The organism is Klenkia terrae, from assembly GCF_037083865.1.
Lineage (GTDB): Bacteria > Actinomycetota > Actinomycetes > Mycobacteriales > Geodermatophilaceae > Klenkia > Klenkia terrae.
Map to the genome: position 1 here is coordinate 130,136 of NZ_JBAPLV010000001.1, position 18,740 is coordinate 148,875.

At 75.0% G+C, this 18,740-nt stretch carries 18 protein-coding genes, 1 tRNA gene and 1 pseudogene; 17 read left to right on the plus strand and 3 right to left on the minus strand.

The annotated features are described in order from the left end of the window. Positions 1–122: 122 nt before the first annotated feature. From topA to UXQ13_RS00675, 5 genes are all read left to right on the plus strand, one after another. Positions 123–3,035: a type I DNA topoisomerase gene (topA, locus tag UXQ13_RS00655; RefSeq protein ID WP_225234401.1), complete on the plus strand. Its 2,913-nt coding sequence runs from the start codon at positions 123–125 to the stop codon at positions 3,033–3,035. A 16-nt stretch (positions 3,036–3,051) separates the two neighbouring features. Then, positions 3,052–3,813: a class I SAM-dependent methyltransferase gene (locus UXQ13_RS00660; RefSeq protein ID WP_225234402.1), complete on the plus strand. Its 762-nt coding sequence runs from the start codon at positions 3,052–3,054 to the stop codon at positions 3,811–3,813. A gap of 49 nt (positions 3,814–3,862) precedes the next feature. Further along, on the plus strand, positions 3,863–4,498 hold the full coding sequence (gene tmk, locus UXQ13_RS00665) for a dTMP kinase (RefSeq protein ID WP_225234403.1): 636 nt from the start codon (positions 3,863–3,865) through the stop codon (positions 4,496–4,498). After that, complete coding sequence (locus UXQ13_RS00670) at positions 4,495–5,676, plus strand: DNA polymerase III subunit delta' (RefSeq protein WP_225234404.1); 1,182 nt, start codon at positions 4,495–4,497, stop codon at positions 5,674–5,676. The genes tmk and UXQ13_RS00670 overlap by 4 nt, the downstream gene beginning before the upstream one ends. 60 nt (positions 5,677–5,736) lie before the next feature. Continuing rightward, positions 5,737–5,812, plus strand: a tRNA-Thr gene (locus tag UXQ13_RS00675). Between the two features lie 10 nt (positions 5,813–5,822). Here the strand turns inward: UXQ13_RS00675 and UXQ13_RS00680 are convergent. Next, positions 5,823–6,458: a TetR family transcriptional regulator gene (locus tag UXQ13_RS00680; protein ID WP_225234405.1), complete on the minus strand. Its 636-nt coding sequence runs from the start codon at positions 6,456–6,458 to the stop codon at positions 5,823–5,825. A gap of 58 nt (positions 6,459–6,516) precedes the next feature. On the opposite strand from UXQ13_RS00680, the gene UXQ13_RS00685 reads away from it, so the two are divergent. Together UXQ13_RS00685 and UXQ13_RS00690 are read left to right on the plus strand one after the other, a co-directional pair. Then, positions 6,517–6,990 carry an anthrone oxygenase family protein gene (locus UXQ13_RS00685; protein WP_225234406.1) on the plus strand — a complete coding sequence of 158 codons (474 nt, stop codon included), beginning with the start codon at positions 6,517–6,519 and terminating at the stop codon, positions 6,988–6,990. A 76-nt stretch (positions 6,991–7,066) separates the two neighbouring features. Beyond that, positions 7,067–7,714: pseudogene (locus UXQ13_RS00690) on the plus strand (NAD(P)H-dependent flavin oxidoreductase); the annotation flags it as partial. Positions 7,715–7,849: 135 nt separating this feature from the next. Here the strand turns inward: UXQ13_RS00690 and UXQ13_RS00695 are convergent. Beyond that, the gene (locus UXQ13_RS00695) at positions 7,850–8,362 is read right to left on the minus strand and encodes an inorganic diphosphatase (protein WP_472975158.1); all 513 of its coding nucleotides are present in this window, start codon (positions 8,360–8,362) and stop codon (positions 7,850–7,852) included. A 146-nt stretch (positions 8,363–8,508) separates the two neighbouring features. Between UXQ13_RS00695 and dacB the strand changes: the two genes are divergently transcribed. The 10 genes from dacB (at position 8,509) to UXQ13_RS00745 (ending at position 17,570) form a co-directional block, all read left to right on the plus strand. Then, positions 8,509–9,855 (plus strand): D-alanyl-D-alanine carboxypeptidase/D-alanyl-D-alanine endopeptidase, encoded by a 1,347-nt coding sequence (gene dacB / locus UXQ13_RS00700; protein WP_336391616.1) that lies wholly within the window; start codon positions 8,509–8,511, stop codon positions 9,853–9,855. Positions 9,856–9,895: 40 nt separating this feature from the next. Beyond that, positions 9,896–10,969, plus strand: coding sequence for a zinc-dependent metalloprotease (locus UXQ13_RS00705; protein ID WP_225234410.1), 1,074 nt, complete (start codon positions 9,896–9,898; stop codon positions 10,967–10,969). Positions 10,970–10,972: 3 nt separating this feature from the next. Next, positions 10,973–11,956 (plus strand): tRNA lysidine(34) synthetase TilS, encoded by a 984-nt coding sequence (gene tilS, locus UXQ13_RS00710; RefSeq protein ID WP_225234411.1) that lies wholly within the window; start codon positions 10,973–10,975, stop codon positions 11,954–11,956. Further along, a complete protein-coding gene (hpt, locus tag UXQ13_RS00715; protein WP_318250002.1) occupies positions 11,953–12,534 on the plus strand; it encodes a hypoxanthine phosphoribosyltransferase in 582 nt (193 codons plus the stop codon). Before tilS ends, hpt begins: the two co-directional genes overlap by 4 nt. 183 nt (positions 12,535–12,717) lie before the next feature. Then, positions 12,718–14,733, plus strand: a complete 2,016-nt coding sequence (ftsH, locus tag UXQ13_RS00720; protein WP_225234412.1) for an ATP-dependent zinc metalloprotease FtsH — start codon at positions 12,718–12,720, stop codon at positions 14,731–14,733. After that, positions 14,730–15,344, plus strand: coding sequence for a GTP cyclohydrolase I FolE (gene folE, locus UXQ13_RS00725; protein ID WP_225234413.1), 615 nt, complete (start codon positions 14,730–14,732; stop codon positions 15,342–15,344). Before ftsH ends, folE begins: the two co-directional genes overlap by 4 nt. Before the next feature lie 25 nt (positions 15,345–15,369). Further along, the gene (folP, locus tag UXQ13_RS00730; RefSeq protein WP_225234414.1) at positions 15,370–16,221 is read left to right on the plus strand and encodes a dihydropteroate synthase; all 852 of its coding nucleotides are present in this window, start codon (positions 15,370–15,372) and stop codon (positions 16,219–16,221) included. Next, positions 16,214–16,576 carry a dihydroneopterin aldolase gene (folB, locus tag UXQ13_RS00735; RefSeq protein ID WP_225234415.1) on the plus strand — a complete coding sequence of 121 codons (363 nt, stop codon included), beginning with the start codon at positions 16,214–16,216 and terminating at the stop codon, positions 16,574–16,576. Before folP ends, folB begins: the two co-directional genes overlap by 8 nt. Then, positions 16,573–17,076 (plus strand): 2-amino-4-hydroxy-6-hydroxymethyldihydropteridine diphosphokinase, encoded by a 504-nt coding sequence (folK, locus tag UXQ13_RS00740; RefSeq protein WP_225234416.1) that lies wholly within the window; start codon positions 16,573–16,575, stop codon positions 17,074–17,076. The genes folB and folK overlap by 4 nt, the downstream gene beginning before the upstream one ends. After that, positions 17,073–17,570 carry a DUF3180 domain-containing protein gene (locus UXQ13_RS00745; RefSeq protein ID WP_225234417.1) on the plus strand — a complete coding sequence of 166 codons (498 nt, stop codon included), beginning with the start codon at positions 17,073–17,075 and terminating at the stop codon, positions 17,568–17,570. The genes folK and UXQ13_RS00745 overlap by 4 nt, the downstream gene beginning before the upstream one ends. Positions 17,571–17,592: 22 nt before the next feature. On the opposite strand, the gene UXQ13_RS00750 is transcribed toward UXQ13_RS00745, so the two are convergent. After that, a complete protein-coding gene (locus UXQ13_RS00750) occupies positions 17,593–18,711 on the minus strand; it encodes an ABC transporter ATP-binding protein (RefSeq protein WP_225234418.1) in 1,119 nt (372 codons plus the stop codon). Positions 18,712–18,740 lie beyond the last annotated feature (29 nt).

Sequence of the window (18,740 nt, forward strand, 5' to 3'; positions counted from 1 at the left end):
CGCGCCCAGGCGGTCCGCTCGACGCGGGGAGCTCCCCGCCGGTGGCCTACCGTGGCGTCCGCCGGGGCCTGCGCGTCGTCGCCCCGGCACGTGCACCTCAGCACCACCGACAGGAGTTCCCCGTGCCCACCAAGACCGCGAAGCCCGCCGCGCAGGCCGACGCCGGCGCTCCCTCGACCCCGCCCCGCAAGCGGGCGGCCGGGGCGCGCGGGGGCAAGCCGCTGGTCATCGTGGAGTCGCCGTCGAAGGCCAAGACCATCGCCGGCTACCTGGGCGACGGGTACGTGGTGGAGGCCAGCGTCGGCCACATCCGGGACCTCCCGCGCAACGCCGCCGACGTGCCGGCCGCGCACAAGGGCGAGTCCTGGGCCCGGCTGGGCGTCGACGTGGACAACGGCTTCGCCCCGCTCTACGTGATCAGCCCCGACCGCAAGCAGCAGGTCAGCCGGCTCAAGCAGCTGGTCAAGGACGCCTCCGAGGTCTACCTCGCCACCGACGAGGACCGCGAGGGCGAGGCCATCGCCTGGCACCTGGTCGACACCCTCAAGCCCACCGTGCCGGTGCGCCGCATGGTGTTCCACGAGATCACCCGCGAGGCCATCGCCCGGGCCGTGGCCAGCCCGCGCGAGCTGGACACCGCGCTGGTCGACGCGCAGGAGACCCGCCGCATCCTCGACCGGCTCTACGGCTACGAGGTCTCCCCGGTGCTGTGGAAGAAGGTGCTCCCCAAGCTGTCGGCCGGCCGCGTGCAGTCGGTGGCCACCCGGATCGTCGTCGAGCGCGAGCGGGCCCGGATGCGGTTCACCGCGGCCGACTACTGGAGCCTGACCGGCACCTTCGACGTCGCCGCGGCCGACGCCGTCGACGGCGACGAGCCCCGCCACCTCACCGCGAACCTGGTGGCGCTGGACGACAGCCGCATCGCCACCGGCCGCGACTTCGACGCCGACACCGGCGCGGTGGCCAGCAACGTGGTGCACCTGGACGAGGCCGGTGCCCGGGGGCTGGCCGCCCGGCTGGAGAACACCCAGGTCAGCGTCACCCGGGTCGACGAGAAGCGGTACACCCGCCGTCCCTACGCCCCGTTCACCACCTCGACGCTGCAGCAGGAGGCCGGCCGCAAGTTCGGCTGGTCCTCCCAGCAGGTCATGCGCACCGCCCAGCGGCTGTACGAGAACGGGCACATCACCTACATGCGCACCGACTCGACGAACCTGTCGGAGACGGCGCTGCGGGCGGCCCGCACCCAGGCCCGCGAGCTCTACGGCGACGCCTTCGTCCCGGCCGAGGCGCGGCACTACTCCAAGAAGGCCAAGGGCGCCCAGGAGGCGCACGAGGCGATCCGGCCCGCCGGTGACTCCTTCCGCACGCCCGGGCAGCTCGCCGGGCAGCTGGCCCGCGAGGAGTTCCGGCTCTACGAGCTGATCTGGCAGCGCACCGTGGCCTCCCAGATGGCCGACGCGGTCGGCCAGACGGTCACCATCCGGCTGGCCGGGCGGTCCACGACCGACGAGGTGGCCGAGTTCTCCGCCAGCGGGCGCACCATCACCTTCCCGGGCTTCCTGCGCGCCTACGTCGAGGGCAAGGACGAGGGCGCCGCGGGCGACGACGCCGAGGCCGACGACTCCGAGCGCCGGCTACCCCGGGTCGAGCGCGGCCAGGTGCTCGACACCGCGAAGCTCGACGCCAAGGGCCACACGACGAGCCCGCCGGCCCGCTACACCGAGCCCAGCCTGACGAAGGCGCTGGAGGAGCTCGGCATCGGCCGGCCCTCGACCTACGCCTCGATCATGCAGACCATCCAGGACCGCGGGTACGTGTGGAAGAAAGGGTCCGCGCTGGTCCCGACCTTCATCGCCTTCGCGGTGGTGAACCTGCTCGAGCAGCACTTCGCGGCCCTGGTCGACTACGACTTCACCGCCTCCCTGGAGGGCGAGCTCGATGAGATCGCCGGCGGCACGCTGCGCCGGGTGGACTGGCTGACCGAGTTCTACTTCGGCGGCGGCGGTGGTCACGCCGGCGGCATCGCGGCCTCGGGCGGGCTGAAGTCGGTGGTCGGTCAGCGGCTGGAGGAGATCGACGCCCGCGGGGTGAACTCGATCCCGCTCAAGGCCACCGGCCCGGCCGGAGAGCCGGTCATGGTCCGGGTCGGCCGGTACGGGCCGTACCTGCAGGCCGGCGGGGACGACGGCGCCCGGGTCTCCATCGCCGACGACATCGCCCCCGACGAGCTCACCGCCGAGAAGGTGCGCGAGCTGCTGGAGGCGCCGTCGGGCGACCGCGAGCTGGGCACCGACCCGGAGTCCGGGCACACCGTCGTGGTGAAGGCCGGCCGGTACGGCCCCTACGTGACCACCGTGGTGCCCGAGGGCAGCAAGGAGTCCCCGCGCACGGGCAGCCTGTTCAAGACCATGCAGCCCGAGTCGGTCACCCTCGAGGACGCCCTCAAGCTCCTCAGCCTGCCCCGCACCGTGGGCAAGGCCGAGGACGGCGAGGAGATCCAGGCGCTCAACGGTCGGTACGGGCCCTACCTCAAGAAGGGCACCGACTCCCGCTCGATCGAGAGCGAGGAGAAGCTCTTCACCACCACGCTGGACGAGGCGCTGGCGATCTTCGCCCAGCCCAAGCAGCGCGGGCGCGCGGCGGCCAAGCCGCCGCTGGCCGAGCTCGGCCCGGACCCGGTCACCAACGGCCTGGTGACGGTGCGCGAGGGCCGGTTCGGCCCCTACGTGACCGACGGGGAGTCCAACGCCAGCCTGCGCAAGGGCGACGACCCGCTGACCATCACCCTCGAGCGGGCCGCCGAGCTGCTGGTCGACCGCCGCGAGCGGGCGCCGGTGAAGAAGAAGGCGACCAAGAAGGCCGCCGCGAAGAAGGCCCCGGCCAAGAAGTCCACGGCGGCGAAGAAGACCACCGCGAAGACGACGGCGAAGGCCACGACCGCCAAGAAGACGACGACCACCCGGAAGACCGCCACGAAGGCGGCCGCCCGGACCACGACCAGCGGCGAGGGCGTCGTCCCGGCCGGCAGCTGACCACAGGGAGACGCCCGTGACCGGGGACCTCGAGCCCACCACCTGGGACGCCCGGCGGACCTCCTTCGGGTCCGTCGCGGCGGAGTACGCCCAGCTCCGGCCGGGGTACCCGGCCGACGCGGTGGCCTTCCTGCTGGGGGAGGCGCCGCGGCGGGTGCTGGACCTGGGGGCGGGCACCGGCCTGCTCACCGACCAGCTGCTGGCCGCCGGGCACGAGGTGGTCGCCGTCGACCCGTCGGCGGACATGCTGGCCCAGCTCACCGCCCGGCACCCCCACGTCGAGGCCGCCGTCGGGGGAGCGGAGCAGATCCCGCTGCCCGACGGCAGCGTGGACGCCGTGGTCGCCGGCCAGGCCGCGCACTGGTTCGACCCGCCGCGGGCCGCGCCGGAGCTGCGCCGGGTGCTGGCGCCCGGCGGGGTGGTCGGGTTCGTGTGGAACGTCCGCGACGAGACCGTGCCGTGGATCGCCGCGCTGGGCGCGGAGCTCGCCGAGGAGGCGCGCGGCCACGAGGCCGACCAGGGCGTCGTGGGCCGGTTCGCCGCCCAGCTGCCGGCCGACGTGGTCGAGCACGTCTCCCGGGTGGTGCAGCGGCTGACCCCCGAGCAGGTCGTCGCCGGCATCGGCACCCGCAGCTACGTGGCCACCATGACCCCGCCGGACCGGACGGCGTTCCTGGACCGGCTGCGCACCCTGCTCGCCGAGCACCCCGACACCGCCGGCCGGACCGAGCTCGAGCTGCCCCACGCCACCCACTCGGTCCGGCTGACCCCGCGCTGACCCTGCGCTGACCTCGGACCTGTCGGACCCCGCCGGTACCGTGGGCGCCGTGGCCGGGGGTGGGGTGTTCATCGCCTTCGAGGGCGGTGAGGGTGCCGGCAAGTCCACCCAGGTCCAGCGGCTGCACGGCTGGCTGACCGAGCAGGGGATCGCCGCCCGCACCACCCGCGAACCGGGTGCCACCGGCATCGGCGGCACCCTGCGCTCGATCGTGCTGGACCCGGCCAACACCCAGCTGTCCCCGCGGACCGAGGCCCTGCTCTACGCCGCCGACCGCGCCCAGCACGTGCACGAGGTGCTCTCCCCGGCCCTGGCCGCCGGCGAGGTGGTGGTCACCGACCGGTACGTCGACAGCTCGCTGGCCTACCAGGGCGCCGGTCGCACCCTGGAGCCGGCCGAGGTCCGGTCGATCTCCCGCTGGGCGACCGAGGGGCTGACCCCCGACCTGACCGTGCTGCTGGACCTGCCGCCGGAGACCGGGCTGGCGCGCGCCCGGGGCCGGGCGGCGGCCGACCGGCTGGAGGGCGAGTCCGTCGGGTTCCACCAGCGGGTGCGGGCCACGTTCCTGCAGCTGGCCGGTGCCGAGCCCGCCCGCTACCTGGTGCTGGACGCCACGGGGTCGCCCGACGACCTCGCCGACGCCGTCCGCGTGCGGGTGGCCGAGCTGCTGGCCGGCCGGCCGTGACCGAGCTCCCCGACGGGGTGTGGACCGACGTCGTCGGCCAGCCGGTCGTGGTCGCCGAGCTCAAGCAGGCGGTCGCGCACCCGGCGTCGATGACGCACGCCTGGCTGTTCACCGGGCCGCCCGGCTCGGGCCGGTCGGTGGCCGCGCGCGCCTTCGCCGCCGCCCTGCAGTGCCCGGCCGGCGGGGACGGCACCTGCCACGCCTGCACCACCGCGCTGCGGGGCACGCACGCCGACGTCCGGGTGGTCGTGCCCGAGGGGCTGTCGATCGGGGTGGCCGAGGTCCGCGAGCTGGTCCGGATGGCCGGCCGGGCGCCGTCCCAGGGGCGCTTCCAGGTGGTCATCGTCGAGGACGCCGACCGGATGACCGAGCAGGCGTCCAACACCGTGCTGAAGATGCTCGAGGAGCCCCCGCCGCGGACGGTGTTCCTGCTCTGCGCCCCGTCGCTGCACCCCGACGACGTCCCGGTGACCATCCGCTCGCGCTGCCGGGTGGTGCCGCTGCGCACCCCACCGGCCGAGGCCGTCGCCGAGGTGCTGGTCCGCCGGGACGGCGTCGACCCGACGCTGGCCGCCTGGTCGGCCGCCGCGGCGGGCGGGCACGTGGGCCGGGCCCGCCGGCTGGCCCGCGACGAGGACGCCCGCGCCTCCCGCAAGGCGGTGCTCGACGTGCCGCTGGCGCTGGTCAGCCTGGCCGCCTGCCTGCAGGCCGCCGACCACCTGGTCGCCGCGGCGAAGGACGAGTCCGACCGGACGACGGCGGCCACCGACGGTGCGGAGACCGAGGCGGTGAAGGCCTCCCTGGGCGTGGGCGCCCGCGGTCCCGGGGTGGCCGCGGCCAGCCGGGGCGCGGGCCAGCTCAAGGAGCTGGAGAAGCGGCAGAAGTCCCGCGCCACCCGGGTCGGGCGGGACTCGCTGGACCGCGCCCTGGTCGACCTCGCCGCGTTCTACCGGGACGCGCTGCTGATCGCCGCTGTGCGCGGGCAGATGGACCGGGTGCCGCACCTCAACCACCCCGACCGGCAGGCCGACGCCCTGGAGCTGGCCCGCAAGATCGGCACGGAGGGGGCGCTGCGCCGGATCGACTCGGTGCTGGCCGCACGCACGGCCCTGGAGCAGGCGGTCAAGCCGCAGATCGCCATCGAGGCGATGTGCGTGGCCCTCCGGCTGCCCGCCTGACACCCCGGCACCGGTGCGTCGGCGACCGCCGGGGGTCCCGTAAGCTCTGCGGAGCAGCACGCCGCCTTAGCTCAGTCGGTAGAGCATCTCACTCGTAATGAGAAGGTCGTCGGTTCGATTCCGACAGGCGGCTCCACCCTCCCCGGTCACCGCGCCAGCAACGCCGCGCGGAGCGTCCCGAGCACGAAGTCCCCGTAGGCCGCCGCCGTCCAGCCGCGCCGGGTGACCAGCAGGTCGTACAGCTCGGCCGCGGTGCAGGTCCAGAGCACGTCGCGGACCCGCTCGACGTCCCCCGGCACACCGAGGGCCAGCAGGTGCCGGGCCAGCCCGGTCATGCCGGCCAGCCGCTCCCGGTCGGCCTTGGCCAGCACCTCCGCCGCCCCGCCGTCGGCGGACGCGGCCGCCCGGGCCGCGACGAGCAGGGGCGCCACCCGCTGCTGCACGCCGACGGCCACCGCGACGTACCCGGCCAGCACCGCGCCCGGGTCGGTCTCCTGCGCCAGCGCGGTGACCGCGGGCCGGCGGGCCATCGGGACGTCCGCTTCGTCGCCGGCCAGCGCGACGTCCAGGACGGCGGCCAGCAGCGCCGCCCGCCCGCCGACGTTCTTGTAGACGAACTCGGCCGACACCCCCGCCGCCGCGGCCACCGCCGGGACCGTGGTCGCCGGGTACCCCTCGGCCAGCAGCAGGTGCCGCGCGGCGTCCACCACGACGCGGCGGGTGGCGGCTGCGCGCTCCCGCCGGGCCGAGGCGTCGTAGCGCCGCTTGACCGGCTCACTCATCGGGGAAAGACTCCTGTATCGGATACGGGGATCCGTCCCAGAATAGTCAGGAGCCGTCGTGCTGGTCCTCCTCGCCGCGGTCGCGGCCGCGCTGCACGCCATGTCGGCGGGCATCCACCTGTTCGGCGTCGCCGCCCTGAACCCCACCTGGCGCGAGCTCGACGGGCCGGCCTACGTGCTGGTCAAGCAGGCCGCGGACCGCCGGTTCCCGATGCTCATGCGGCCGTTCACCCTGCTCGGGCTGGTGGCGGTGGTCGCCCTGGCCGTGGTCGCCACGGTCGCCGGCGAGCAGCCGGCCGGGGCGCTGGCGTCGGCGGGCGCGGTGGCGGCAGTCGTCGGGCTGGTCGCCGTCGTGCGCGGCGACCTGCCGATCAACCAGCGCATGGCCACCTGGTCCGCGGCCGACCTGCCGGCGGACTGGCAGGAGGAGCGCCGGCGGTGGGAGCGGTGGTTCGCCGTCCGGACGGCGGCCGCCTCGGTCGCCGCGGTCGCCTGCCTCGCGGCCCTGGCCACCCTGGGCGGTCAGAGCTGACTGCCGTAACGTCCGCCGCATGACGCTCCCCGACGTGCTGCGCGGCCGGCTGACGCTGCCGGCCATCGCCTCGCCGATGTTCATCGTGTCCGGTCCCGACCTGGTGGTCGCCCAGTGCGCCGCCGGCGTCGTCGGCTCCTTCCCGGCGCTCAACGCCCGCCCGGCGGCCCAGCTGGGTGACTGGCTGACCGAGATCGACGAGCGGCTGGCCGCCGCGGCCGCCACCGGGGCCACCGTCGCCCCGTACGCGGTCAACCAGATCGTGCACCGCTCCAACGACCGGCTCGAGGCCGACGTGGCGATGTGCGTCGAGCACGAGGTGCCGATCGTGATCACCTCGCTGGGCGCCCGGGCCGACGTCTACGACGCGGTGCACTCCTACGGCGGCATCGTGCTGCACGACGTCATCGACGACCGGTTCGCCCACAAGGCGATCGAGAAGGGCGCCGACGGCCTGATCGCCGTCGCCGCCGGGGCCGGCGGGCACGCCGGGACGACGTCGCCGTTCGCGCTGGTCCGGGAGATCCGCCGCTGGTTCGACGGCCCGCTGGCGCTCTCGGGCGCCATCGCGCACGGCAGCTCGGTGCTCGCCGCGCAGGCCGCCGGGGCGGACCTGGCCTACATCGGCTCGGCGTTCCTGGCCACCACCGAGGCCCGCGCCGCCGAGGGCTACAAGCAGATGGTGGTGGACAGCTCGGCGTCCGACATCGTCTACAGCAACCTGTTCACCGGCGTGCACGGCAACTACCTGTCCGGCTCGATCGTCGCCGCGGGCCTGGACCCGGCCGACCTGCCGACCTCGGACCCCTCGTCGTCTCCGGTGCGCTCGGTGCGGCCGATCAGGCCGGCGGGATCGTGCTCAGTGGTGCTTGGAGGCGTTCTTGGCCCGCTCGAACGAGGCGTTGATCTCCGCCTCGGCCTCGGCGAGACCGACCCAGTTGGCGCCCTCGACGCTCTTCCCGGGCTCGAGGTCCTTGTAGGTCTCGAAGAAGTGCTGGATCTCCAGGCGGTCGAACTCCGACACGTCGGTGATGTCCTTGAGGTGGGCCATCCGGGGGTCGGTGGCCGGCACGGTGAGGACCTTGTCGTCGCCACCTGCCTCGTCGGTCATCCGGAACATGCCGATGGCTCGGCAGGTGATGAGGCACCCGGGGAACGTCGGCTCCTCCAGGAGCACCAGGGCGTCCAGCGGGTCACCGTCCTGACCCAGGGTCTCCTCGATGTACCCGTAGTCCGCCGGGTACCGCGTCGAGGTGAACAACATCCGGTCCAGCCGGATGCGTCCAGTGGCGTGGTCCAGCTCGTACTTGTTCCGCTGGCCCTTGGGGATCTCTACCGTCACGTCGAACTGCACCGACGTAGTGTGGCCCACGCCCGGCGCCCGTGGGACGTCGAGGGTCGTGGATCCATGGGGGAGGGGCCATCGCGAGCGCTCCGGCGAGCCCCGTGGTGGTCACCGCGAAGCCCCGACCGCGGTGGCGGCGGCGGGTCTGGCAGCTGCTGGTCGCGCTCTGCGTGGTGGCCGCGCTGGGGGCCGGCGCCTTCCTGCTGGCCACCCACGAGGACGCCGACCCCGACGCGGTGGCCGCCGTCCCGTCCGACGCGGTCGCCGTCCCCGACGCGGTGCTGCCCGAGCTGACCGGCCCGGCCCCGGTGCTCGCCGCGCTGCCCGCCGAGGCCCCGGCGCCCACCGCCGCGGGCCTGCAGGCGGTGCTGGCCCCGCTGCTGGCCGCGCCGGCGCTGGGCAGCGGGTTGTCGGCCGAGGTCGTCGACGTCGCCACCGGCGCCGTGCTGCTGGACACCGACGCGGCCGACCCCGGCACCCCGGCCTCGACCGCCAAGCTGCTCACCGGGCTCGCCGTGCTCACCACGCTGGGACCCGACGCCACCCTCGCCACCACCGTCGTCGCCGGGGCGGCCCCCGGCGAGGTGGTCCTGGTCGGCGGCGGCGACCCGACGCTGTCCACCACCGCGCCCTCGCTGAGCTACCCGGGCGCGGCCACCGTCGCCGACCTGGCCGCCCAGGTGCAGGCCGCGCTGGCCGGGGCCGCCGTCACCTCCGTCGTCGTCGACAACTCGCTGTTCACCGGACCGCTCACCGCGCCGGGGTGGGGCTCGGAGGATGCCCCGTCCACCTACGCCGCCCCGGTCACCGCCACCGCCGTCGACGGCGCGCGGGTGACCCCGGGGCAGAGCCAGCGCAGCGGCCAGCCAGGGACCGACGCCGGGCTGGCGCTGGCGGCTGCGCTCGGCGCCCCCGGCGCGGCCGTGTCCCTGGGGACGGCGCCGGTCGGGTCCGCCGTGCTGGGCACCGTCCGCTCCGCCCCGGTCGAGCGGCTGGTCGAGCAGGCGCTCACCGCCTCGGACAACCTTCTGGCCGAGACCCTGGCCCGCCAGGTCGCCCTCGCCACCGGTGCGGACCCCAGCTTCACCGGGTCCGCGGCCGCCGTCGCCGCCGCCGTGCAGGGGGCCGGGTTCACCACCGCGGGGCTCACCCTCACCGACGGCAGCGGGCTGTCGGGCACCGACCAGGTGCCCGCGCGGCTGCTGGTCGACGTCCTGGAGGCCGCCGCCGACGGGTCGGTCGCCGGGACCGGGGCGCTGCTGTCCGGGCTGCCGATCGCCGGGTACACCGGCACGCTCGCCGACCGCGGGGACGCCGACCCGGCCACCGCCCCCGGCACCGTGCGGGCCAAGACCGGCACCCTGGCCACGACCAGCGCGCTGGCCGGGGTGGTGGTGACCGAGGACGGCCGCCTGCTGGCCTTCGCCCTGCTCGCCGACGGCACCCCGGGGAACGTGGTCGCCGCCGAGGCCGCCCTCGACGCGGTCGCCTCGGCGATGGCCGGCTGCGGCTGCCGCTGACCCGCCGCTGCACCGTGCCGGGGGGCCGTACGGTGGGCCGATGAGCAGCTCGCTGGTCGACTGGGACCTCGCCGGACGCACGGCCCGCCGGCTGAGCAGCTCGGGGCCGGCGACCACCCGCGACGAGGCCGCCGCCGTCGTCCGCGAGCTGCAGGAGTGCGCCGCCACCGCGGTCGCCCACGTGGAGCAGCTCACCGGCCTGGTCCCGGCCGCGGGCGCCCCGTCCCCGGTCACCGCCGTCGTCGACCGGGGCGGCTGGGTCGACGCCAACACCGCCGGCATGGCCGCGCTGCTGGATCCGCTCACCGAGGCCCTGCAGGACAAGGCCGGCAAGGCTCCCGGCGCCCTGACCCGGGCGGTCGGCGGCCGGGTCACCGGGCTGCAGGCCGGCGGCGTGCTGGCGTTCGTGTCGTCCAAGGTGCTGGGCCAGTACGAGGTGTTCGGCACCGGCGGCCGGTTGCTGCTGGTCGCCCCCAACATCGTCGAGGCCGAGCGCCGGCTGGGCGTCGACCCGCACGACTTCCGCATGTGGGTCTGCCTGCACGAGGTCACCCACCAGCTGCAGTTCACCGCCGTCCCCTGGCTGCGCGGCTACCTGGAGGCGCAGGTCACCGAGTTCGTGCGGGCCAGCGACCTGGACCCGGCGGTGCTGCGCGAGCGGCTGCGCGACGTGGTGACCAGCCTCTCCGACGCCGTGCGCGGCAAGCCGGTCGAGGGCGACGCGCCCGGTGGGCTGATGGCGCTGGTCGCCGACCCCGCCCAGCAGGCCGTGCTGGACCGGGTGACCGCGGTGATGAGCCTGGTCGAGGGGCACGCGGAGTTCGTCATGGACGGCGTCGGCCCCGACGTCGTCCCCTCGGTCCGCACGCTGCGCAAGCGATTCGGCCAGCGGCGCAAGGGCACCGGACCGCTGGACCGGGTGCTGCGCCGGCTGCTCGGCCTGGAGCAGAAGATGCAGCAGTACGCCGACGGCCGGCACTTCGTCGCCGGCGTGGTCGAGCGCGTGGGCATGGAGGCGTTCAACACGGTGTGGACGTCGCCGGGCACCCTGCCGCGCAAGGAGGAGCTCACCGACCCCCAGCGCTGGGTCGACCGGGTCCTCACCCCCTACTGACCCGTGGGCGGACCCGATCCCGCGGTCGCCGCCGTCCGCTCCGCGGTCCGGCCCGGTCTCACCGCCGGCCCGGCGGCCGGCCCGGTGCTGGTCGCCTGCAGCGGGGGAGCCGACTCCCTGGCCCTGGCCGCGGCGGTCGCCTTCGAGGCACCCCGCGCGGGCGTGCCGGCCGGCGCGGTGACCGTCGACCACGGCCTGCAGGCCGGCTCGGCCGACCGGGCCGCCGCCACGGCGCAGCTGCTGCGCGGGCTCGGCCTGGACCCGGTGCTGGTGCGCACCGTCGAGGTGGGGACGGCGGGGGGCCCGGAGGGCGCGGCGCGGGAGGCCCGGTACGCCGCGCTCATCGCGGCGGCGCACGAGCACGGGGCCCGGATCGCGCTGGGCCACACCCGCGACGACCAGGCCGAGACCGTGCTGCTGGGCCTGGGGCGGGGGAGCGGACCCCGCTCGCTGGCCGGCATGGCGACCTGGCGCCCGCCGCTGTGGCGCCCGCTGCTGGACGTCGACCGGGCCACCACCCGGGCGGCCTGCGCGGCGCAGGGCCTGCCGGTCTGGGACGACCCGCACAACACCGACCCGGCCTACACCCGGGTACGGCTGCGCACCGAGGTGCTGCCGCTGCTGGAGGAGGTGCTCGGCGGCGGGGTGGCCCGGGCGCTGGCCCGCACCGCCGCGATGGTCCGCGAGGACGTCGAGGCCCTCGACGACCTGGCCCGGCTGCCCGACCCGGCCGACTGCACCGCGCTGGCCGCGCTGCCGCCCGCGCTGCGCCGCCGGGTGCTGCGCGGGTGGCTGCTGGAGCAGGGGGTGGCCGACCTCGCCGCGGTGCACCTGCACGCCGTGGACGCCCTGGTGGTCGCCTGGCGCGGCCAGGGCCGGGTGGACCTCCCCGGCGGTGCGGGCGTCGTCCGGGCGTCTGGCAGGCTTGCGCTGCAAGGCCCCCCTGCGCCCCTGCGCACACCCCCGAGCGAGGAGCCCCACCCGTGAGCGAGACACCCAGCGGCCCCCTGGGTCCCGACCACGGCTACGGCCCCGACATCGACCACGTCCTGCTGTCCGAGGAGCAGATCGCGGGCAAGATCCGCGAGTTGGCCGACCGGATCGCCGTGGACTACGCCGGCCGCGAGGTGCTGCTGGTCGGGGTGCTCAAGGGCGCCGTGCTGTTCATGAGCGACTTCGCCCGGGCGCTGCAGCTGCCCACCCAGATGGAGTTCATGGCCGTCTCCTCCTACGGGTCGGCCACCAGCTCCTCGGGCATCGTCCGGATCCTCAAGGACCTGGACCGGGACATCACCGACAAGCACGTGCTGGTGCTCGAGGACATCATCGACTCGGGCCTGACGCTGTCCTGGCTGCTGAAGAACCTGGGCTCGCGCGGCCCGGCGAGCCTCGAGGTGTGCGCCCTGCTGCGCAAGCCCGACGCGGTCAAGGTCGACGTGCCGGTGAAGTACGTGGGCTTCGAGATCCCCAACGAGTTCGTCGTCGGGTACGGCCTGGACTACGCCGAGCGGTACCGCGACCTGCCCTACATCGCCACGCTGAAGCCCGAGGTCTACAGCAGCTGAGGGCCTCACCCGTGCAGGGTGCGACCAGCGTCTGAGCAGCGGGCGCACAGGGTTTCCCGTGTACCGTCGGCCGGACGACGTCGCCCCTCGCGACGCACCAGACCTCGGGTCGCGCGGCGTCCCCGGACGAGCAGGAGGGTCGACGGGCATCCCGGGGCATCCCCGGCCGCCCGGCATCGGTACATGGAACGTAAGAAGATCTTCCGGTCGGTCTGGTTCTGGGTCGCGCTCGTCGTGTTGGTCGTCGCGATCGGCGTCCAGTCCTTCAGCGGTGGCAGCGACTACAAGGAGGTCTCGACCTCCACGGCGCTCGCCCAGTTCTCCGACGACAACGTCGCCAGCGTCACCATCAACGACCGCGAGCAGACCCTCGACATCGACCTCCAGCAGCCCGTGGACGGCGAGTCCAAGATCACCGCCTACTACCCGGCGGGTGCGGACTCCCAGATCTACGACCTGGTCAGCGGTGCCGACGCGGACTCCGGCGGGACGTCGGACAGCGGGGTCGACTTCGACACCAACGTCACCCAGGACAACGTCCTGACGTCGATCCTGATCAGCTTCCTGCCGTTCCTCATCATCCTGGGCCTGCTGTTCTGGCTGTTCAGCTCGATGCAGGGCGGCGGCCGCGGCGTCATGGCCTTCGGCAAGTCCAAGGCCAAGGCGGTCAGCAAGGACACCCCGAAGACCACGTTCGCCGACGTCGCCGGCGCCGACGAGGCGATCGAGGAACTCCACGAGATCAAGGACTTCCTGCAGAACCCGGTCAAGTACCAGGCGATCGGCGCGAAGATCCCCAAGGGCGTGCTGCTGTTCGGGCCCCCCGGCACCGGCAAGACCCTGCTGGCCCGGGCGGTCGCCGGCGAAGCCGGGGTGCCGTTCTACTCGATCTCCGGCTCGGACTTCGTCGAGATGTTCGTCGGCGTCGGCGCCAGCCGGGTCCGCGACCTGTTCGAGCAGGCCAAGACCAACGCCCCGGCGATCATCTTCATCGACGAGATCGACGCCGTCGGCCGGCACCGCGGCGCCGGCATGGGCGGCGGGCACGACGAGCGCGAGCAGACCCTCAACCAGATGCTGGTCGAGATGGACGGCTTCGACGTCAAGGGCGGGGTCATCATGATCGCCGCCACCAACCGGCCCGACATCCTGGACCCCGCGCTGCTGCGCCCGGGTCGCTTCGACCGGCAGATCGCCGTCGACCGGCCCGACCTGCTCGGCCGCGTCGCCGTCCTCAAGGTGCACGCCACCGGCAAGCCGCTGGCCGACGACGTGGACCTGGAGACCCTGGCCCGCCGGACGCCGGGCTTCACCGGTGCCGACCTCGCCAACGTGCTCAACGAGGCGGCGCTGCTCACCGCCCGGCACGGCGGCACGGTCATCACCGACGCCACCCTCGAGGAGGCGATCGACCGCGTCCTCGCCGGTCCCGAGCGCAAGACCCGGGCGATGAGCGCCAAGGAGAAGAAGGTCACCGCCTACCACGAGGGCGGCCACGCCCTGGTGGCGCACGCGCTGCCCAACCTGGACCCGGTGCACAAGGTGACGATCCTGCCGCGCGGCCGGTCGCTGGGCCACACCCTGGTGCTGCCCACCGAGGACAAGTACACCCAGACCCGCTCGGAGATGATCGACTCCCTCGCCTACGCGCTGGGCGGCCGGGCGGCCGAGGAGCTCGTCTTCCACGAGCCGACCACCGGTGCCGGCAACGACATCGAGAAGGCCACCGCGATGGCCAAGTCGATGGTCACCGAGTACGGCATGAGCGCCAAGCTCGGCGCGGTCAAGTACGGCAGCTCGGACGCCGAGCCCTTCATGGGCCGGGACATGGGCTCGCGGCCGGGCTACTCCGAGGCCGTCGCCGCCGACATCGACGCCGAGGTGCGCGCCCTCATCGAGGCCGCGCACGACGAGGCCTGGGAGATCCTGGTCGAGCACCGGCACGTGCTGGACAGCCTCGTCCTCGAGCTCATCGAGAAGGAGACGCTGACCAAGGACGACATGGCGCGGATCTGCGCCGGGGTCGTCAAGCGGCCCAACCTCGCGCCCTACAACGGCTTCGGCAAGCGGACGCCGAGCGACCGGCCGCCCGTGCTGACCCCGGCCGAGCAGTCCCGGGGCAACGGCTCGACAGCCGGGGCGTTCGACGACGAGAAGCCGCTGCCGGTGGGGGACGCCGGCGCACCGCAGTCCCGGTGACCGACCACGCCGTGGACCCAGGCCCCGTGCCGCACGCCGAGGACGGCGTCGACCACGCCCGGGCCGAGGCCGCCGTGCGGGAGCTGCTGATCGCCGTGGGGGAGGACCCCGACCGGCCCGGGCTGCGGGAGACCCCGGCCCGGGTCGCCCGGGCGTACGCCGAGACCTTCGCCGGGCTCCGGCAGGACCCGGCGCAGGTGCTGGCCACCACCTTCGACGAGGACCACGACGAGCTGGTGCTGGTCCGCGACATCGCGCTGTACTCCACCTGCGAGCACCACCTGGTGCCCTTCCACGGGGTGGCCCACATCGGCTACATCCCCGGTGCCGACGGCCGGGTGACCGGGCTGAGCAAGCTGGCCCGGCTGGTCGAGGTGTACGCCCGCCGTCCGCAGGTGCAGGAGCGGATGACCAAGCAGATCGCCGACGCGATGATGGAGGGCCTGCGCCCGCGCGGCGTCATCGTGGTCGTCGAGGCCGAGCACCTGTGCATGGCCATGCGCGGGGTCCGCAAGCCCGGCACCCGCACGCTGACCTCGGCGGTCCGCGGGGTGTTCAAGGAGTCCGCGGCCACCCGCGCCGAGGCGATGAGCCTGGTCCTCGGGCGGTGACGCCGCCCTGCCCCCGGACCCGCCCGTGAGCACCGGGCGCTGCCAGGTGATGGGCGTCCTCAACGTCACCCCGGACTCCTTCTCCGACGGCGGCTGCTTCGCCGACACCCCCAGCGCGGTGGCGCACGGCCTGGCCATGCACGCCGCCGGCGCCGACTGGGTGGACGTCGGCGGTGAGTCCACCCGCCCCGGCGCCGACCGGGTCGCGGCGGCGGAGGAGAGCGCCCGTGTGCTGCCGGTGGTGGCGCAGCTGAGCGCCGCCGGGGTGGCGGTGTCGATCGACACCACCCGCGCGGAGGTCGCCGCCGCCGCGCTGGACGCCGGCGCCCGGCTGGTCAACGACGTCAGCGGGGGGCTCGCCGACGCCGGCATGGCCCGGCTGGTCGCCGAGCGCGGCGTGCCGTGGGTGCTGATGCACTGGCGCGGGCACAGCCGCGAGATGTACGCCGCGGCCCGGTACGGCGACGTCGTGACCGAGGTCTGCGCCGAGCTGACCGCCCGGGTCGAGGACGTCGTCGCCGCCGGCGTGGACCCCGCCCAGCTGCTCCTGGACCCCGGGCTGGGGTTCGCCAAGAACGCCGAGCACAACTGGGCGCTGCTGGCCGGGCTGGACCGGCTGGTGGACCTGGGGTTGCCGCTGCTGGTCGGGGCCTCCCGGAAGACCTTCCTGGGCAGGCTGCTGGCCGGCGCCGACGGCACCCCTCGCCCGGCCGAGGAGCGGGACGCCGCCACGCTGGCCACCACGGTGCTGGCCGCGGAGGCCGGGGCGTGGGGCGTGCGGGTGCACGACGCCGGCCCGTCGGTCGACGCCGTCCGTACCGTGGCCGCCGTCCGCGCCGCCCGTGACCGAGCCCGACCCCGGAGGAACCGTGCCTGACCAGATCGCCGTCCGCGGCCTCACCGCCCACGCCCACCACGGCGTGTACGCCGTCGAGCGCGAGCAGGGCCAGACCTTCCGGGTGGACGCCGTGCTGGACGTGGACACCGCGCCGGCCGCGGCCGACGACGACCTGGCCCGGACGGTGAACTACGCCGAGCTCGCCCAGCAGCTGCACGCGGTGCTGACCGGCGAGCCGGTCGACCTGCTGGAGACCCTCGCGCAGCGGCTGGCCGACGTCTGCCTGGCCAACCCGCTGGTGGACGCCGTGCAGATCACCGTGCACAAGCCCGAGGCCGACCTCGGCGTCCCCTTCGACGACGTCACCGTGACCATCAACCGGACCCGCGGGTGACCCGCGCCGTCCTCTCGCTGGGGGCGAACCTGGGCGACCGGGCCGGCACCCTGCGCACCGCGCTGCGCGCGCTGGTGGGCGAGGGCCTGGTCGCCCGCTCGGTGCTGTACGAGACCCCGCCGTGGGGCCCGGTCGAGCAGCCGCCGTTCCTCAACGCGGTCGCCGTCGTCCGCGGCGAGCGGGACGCCGCCGGCTGGCTGGCGCTGGCCCACGAGCTCGAGGACGCCGCCGGCCGGACCCGGGAGGTCCGGTTCGGGCCGCGGACGCTGGACGTCGACGTGGTCGCCGTGACCGGGGACGACGGTGCCCCCGTGCTCTCCACCGACCCGGAGCTCACCCTGCCGCACCCCCGGGCGCACGAGCGGGCCTTCGTGCTGGTGCCGTGGCTGGCCCTGGACCCGGCCGCCGTCCTGCCCGGGCACGGGTCGGTCCGCGAGCTGCTGGCCGGGCTGCCGGCCGGCGACGTCGAGGGCGTGCAGCGCTGGGAGCAGCTGGCGTGAGACCGGTCAGCCGGCGGGACCTCGTCGTGGTCGCGGTGGGCCTGGCGGTGCTCGGCTGGGTCGTCGTCCGGGCGTTCTACGGGGACCTGCCCGGCCTGCACTGGTGGCAGCCCGTGCCGCTGGCCCTGCTGGGGGCGGCCGAGGGCCTCGGCGCGCGCTCGCTGGCCGCCCGGCTGACCACCGACCGGGACCGCCGGCGCGCGGCCCGCTCCGGCGAGGCGACCGCCCTGGCGCCCGGGCAGCGGTCCCTCGACCCGGTGGAGCCGATGCTGGTCGCCCGGCTCGCCGTGCTGGCCCAGGCCAGCGCCTGGGTGGCCGCCGGGTTCGCCGGGCTGTGGGCCGGTGCGCTGGTCTTCACCCTGTCCCAGGTCGGCCGGTTGGCCGCGGCGTCCGGCGACGCGGTCGCGGCCGGGGTCGGCGTGGGCTGCTCGGCGGCCCTGCTGGCCGGCGCCCTGCTCCTGGAGCGCGCCTGTCGCGTCCCGCCCGAGGACTGACCCCGGGCGGGACGCCGTCGGCTCAGACCAGGGCCGAGCCCGCGGTCTCGGGGACGGCGCCGTCGACCGACCGGCGCAGCGCGGCGTGCAGCGACTCCGGGGTGAGGACGCCGAGGAAGCGGTCGCCGTCGAGCACCGCCACCCAGCCGGCCTCCATCCGCAGCATGATCGCGAACGCGTTCTTCAGCGTGGAGTTCACCGGCACCCAGGCGTCCATCCGGCGGCTCACCTCGCGCACCGTGCCCGCACCCTGGGCGCGGTCCAGGGACAGCCAGCCGTGCAGCGCATCCTGGTCGTCGAGCACCACGGCCCACCGCGCGCCGGTCCGGTCCAGGACCGCGCGGGCGTCGGCGAGCCCGTCGCCGACGTGGACGACCGGCGGGCGCTCCAGGTCCTCGATCTCGATGCCGGTGACGGCCAGCCGCTTGAGCGCGCGGTCCGAGCCGACGAAGTCCGCGACGAACGGGCTGGCCGGCTTGCCCAGCAGCTCGGCCGGGGTGGCGTACTGCTCGACCTTGCCGCCCTCGCTCATCACCGCGATCCGGTCGCCGAGGCGCACGGCCTCCTCGATGTCGTGGGTGACGAAGACGATCGTCTTGCGCACGGTCTCCTGCAGCCGGAGGAACTCCGACTGCAGCCGCTCGCGGACCACCGGGTCGACGGCGGAGAACGGCTCGTCCATCAGCAGGACCGAGGGGTCCGCGGCCAGGGCCCGGGCCACGCCGGCCCGCTGGCGCTGCCCACCGGAGAGCTGGTGGGGGTAGCGGTCGCCGAAGGTGGCCGGGTCCAGCCCGACGGTGCTCAGCAGCTCCTCCACCCGGTCCCGGGTGCGCTTCTTGTCCCAGCCCAGCAGCTTGGGCACCGTCCCGACGTTGGTCCGGATCGACTGGTGCGGGAAGAGCCCGACGTTCTGGATCACGTAGCCGATCCGGCGGCGCAGCTGGGTCGGGTCGACGTCGGTGACGTCGTCGCCGCCGACCAGGATGCGCCCGGTGCTCGGCTCGATGATCCGGTTGATCATCTTCATCGTGGTGGTCTTCCCGCAGCCCGACGGGCCGACCAGGACGGTCAGCTGCCCGGGGGCGAAGGTGAGGTCGAGGGCCTGCACGCCGACCGACCCGTCGGGGTAGACCTTGCTCACGCCCTCGAGGCGGATCTCCTCGGCACCCC

Excerpts from the sequence above, each read along its gene's own strand:
- UXQ13_RS00680 (WP_225234405.1), bottom strand. The coding sequence starts at position 6,458 with ATGAGTGAGCCGGTCAAGCGGCGCTACGACGCCTCGGCCCGGCGGGAG.
- UXQ13_RS00705 (WP_225234410.1), top strand. The coding sequence starts at position 9,896 with ATGAGCAGCTCGCTGGTCGACTGGGACCTCGCCGGACGCACGGCCCGC.
- ftsH (WP_225234412.1), top strand. The coding sequence starts at position 12,718 with ATGGAACGTAAGAAGATCTTCCGGTCGGTCTGGTTCTGGGTCGCGCTC.